This is a genomic window from Psychrobacter sp. 1U2, from assembly GCF_051847575.1.
Genome location: NZ_JBPYDC010001106.1, coordinates 1 through 705, shown reverse-complemented (window position 1 = coordinate 705; position 705 = coordinate 1). Strand labels below are relative to the sequence as shown.

Below are 705 nucleotides of genomic sequence, written 5' to 3'. Positions count from 1 at the left end.
CTACCTTTATCGATCGCTGTTAGGCGCTACTCAAAGTTAACCTTTATCGGCGGATCATACGATGCCCAGCGTGACAATATGTTGTCATTGACAATAGGCACGCTAAAGACGGTCTTATGAGGGCTAAAAAACTCAATATCACTATCGTGGCGAGTGCCTGTCTGCATAAGTCTATCGTGTAGCATAAAGGTCATTTTTAGTGGCGCACCCGCGCATTTCATATCGGTATGTGCCAAAGTCATCACCGCGCGTCCACCTGTCTGGCGAAAGATATCCATCTGCTGCCATGTCTTTAGGGCAGTCTCTGGACTGGCATAGACGCTACCGATACCATCCGTTCCCAAGTCATCAAGACTGAGCCCTTCAATTTGCTCATAACCCAGCCGAAGTCCAGTTGCAATCACCAGATAATCATAGTCTAGGATTGTGCCACTATCGGTCACCACTTGATTATTATCAGGTAAAAACTCACGGGCATTTTCTTGTACCCAATTGATATCTGTAGGCATCAAGTTAGCATTGTCGTCAGTGACCTTGTCCGTACTGCTCCAAACCCCAGTGGCGAGCAAGGTGTAGCCTGGCTGATAATAATGAACTTTGCGGCTGTCTAAGATGGTTAACGTGGCATTAGGTAACTGACGGCTGAGTCTGTTGGCAACGCCCAATCCTGCCACACCTGCACCCACAATTACGATATTGGGATTG

The 705-nt window shown here is 47.5% G+C and carries 1 protein-coding gene; it reads right to left on the bottom strand.

Annotated elements, in window-relative coordinates:
• Positions 1-26: 26 nt before the first annotated feature.
• Positions 27-705, bottom strand: a 679-nt coding sequence (locus ACS8FD_RS20635) for an FAD-dependent oxidoreductase (RefSeq protein WP_439277241.1), incomplete at its 5' end; no start/stop codon positions are given.